Origin of the sequence: Brevundimonas sp. (genome assembly GCF_016463485.1) — a bacterium.
Lineage (GTDB): Bacteria > Pseudomonadota > Alphaproteobacteria > Caulobacterales > Caulobacteraceae > Brevundimonas.
Window position 1 is genome coordinate 1 of the sequence record NZ_JAEMRD010000256.1, and the last position, 1806, is coordinate 1806.

The 1806-nt window shown below is 68.0% G+C and carries 2 protein-coding genes; both read left to right on the plus strand.

Annotated elements, in window-relative coordinates:
• Positions 1-1238 (plus strand): transketolase C-terminal domain-containing protein (locus JHC99_RS18620; RefSeq protein ID WP_292156183.1); only part of this gene is annotated, 1238 nt, incomplete at its 5' end.
• A 4-nt stretch (positions 1239-1242) separates the two neighbouring features.
• Positions 1243-1629, plus strand: coding sequence for a VOC family protein (locus JHC99_RS18625; protein WP_292156184.1), 387 nt, complete (start codon positions 1243-1245; stop codon positions 1627-1629).
• Positions 1630-1806 lie beyond the last annotated feature (177 nt).

The window sequence follows — 1806 nt, forward strand, 5'->3', positions numbered from 1 at the left end:
GCAAGGGCGCCGCCACCATGGAAGGCAGCCACAAGACCCACGGCGCCGCCCTGGGGGCTGCCGAGATCGCCGCCACCCGGCTGGGCCTGTCCTGGACGCACGAGCCGTTCGACCTGCCGGAAAACATCGACAAGGCCTGGAAGAAGATCGGCAAGCAGGGCGTCAAGGCGCGCAAGGCCTGGGAAGACCGATTAGCCGCCTCTTCGCAGGCGGCGGACTTCACACGCGCCATGAAGGGCGACCTGCCGGAATCGGCCTTCGACGCCCTGAACGCCAAGATCGCCGAACTGGTCGAGACCAAACCCGCCCAGGCCACGCGCCAGTCGTCGGGCGCGGCGCTCGACCAGCTGTTCGGCGCGGTGCCGGAACTGATCGGCGGCTCGGCCGACCTGACGGGCTCGAACAACACCTTCGTCAAGGACACCCCCATCTTCGACGCCCCGACCTATCAAGGGCGCTATGTGAACTGGGGCATCCGCGAGTTCGGCATGGCCACGGCCATGACCGGGATGGCGCTGCACGGCGGGGTCATTCCCTACGGCGGCACCTTCATGGTGTTCTCGGACTACAGCCGCTCGGCGATCCGGATGGCGGCGCTGATGGGGGTGCGGGTCATCCATGTCCTGACCCACGATTCGATCGGCCTTGGTGAAGACGGCCCGACCCACCAGCCGGTCGAGCACCTGGCGGCGCTGCGGGCCATTCCCAACCTGCTGACCTTCCGCCCGGCCGACACCGTCGAAGCCATGGAGTGCTGGCAGATCGCGCTGCAGACATCGACGGCCCCCTCGGCCCTGTGCCTGTCGCGTCAGAAGACGGAGGCGGTGCGGATCGCGGCCTCCGACGAGAACCTGTCGGCCAAGGGTGCCTATGAGCTGAAGGCCGCGTCGGGCGAGGCGAAGGTGACCCTGTTCGCCACAGGCACTGAAGTCCCCCTGGCGCTCGCCGCCGCCGAGACGCTGGAGGCCGAAGGCACGCCCACCCGCGTCGTCTCGGCCCCCTGCTGGGCCCTGTTCGAACAACAGGACGCCGCCTACCAGGCCTCTGTGATCGGCCGTGGCACCGTCCGCGTCGCGGTCGAGGCCGGCGTCAAGCAGGGCTGGGAGCGGTTCATCGGCGAGGACGGCGCCTTCATCGGCATGACCGGCTTCGGCGCCTCCGCCCCTGCCGAGGTGCTGTACGAAAAGTTCGGAATCACCACCGAGGCGGTCCTGGCCGCCGTCCGCGCACGGCTCTGAACCCATGAGCCGGATCGGTGCCGTCAGCCTGCTGGTCCGGGACTATGACGAGGCTATCGCCTTCTATGTCGGCAAACTGGGTTTCGACCTGTCGGAGGACACCGACATGGGCGGAGGCAAGCGGTGGGTCAGGGTCACGCCGAACGGTGGCGAGACGTCTGTGCTGCTGGCCCGCGCGACGACGGCCGAGCAGACGGCGCGGATCGGCTCCCAGGCCGGCGACCGGGTCTGGCTGTTCCTTGAGACAGACGACCTTGTACGCGACCATGCCGCCTGGCTGGCGGCTGGTGTCCATTTTCGCGAGGCCCCGCGCCACGAACCCTATGGCAAGGTCGTGGTGTTCGAGGACCTGTACGGCAACGCCTGGGACTTGATCGAGCCCCGCGCATAACCTGCGGATCAGTTTTGGGATTCCGGCCAGGCAGGCTGGTCCGGAGCATCAAAGCGGGCCAATCTGTCGAGCAGGAACTCAGGGGGCGGCTATGCGGACAACCATCATTCTGACGGCGGGAACGGCGATCGTTCTGGCGCTTGCGGGCTGCGACCAGAAGGGGGTGGAGGTGTCGGC

What these genes read in the sequence shown, in the direction of transcription:
- JHC99_RS18625 (WP_292156184.1), top strand. Translation starts at nt 1,243, where the DNA reads ATGAGCCGGATCGGTGCCGTCAGCCTGCTGGTCCGGGACTATGACGAG.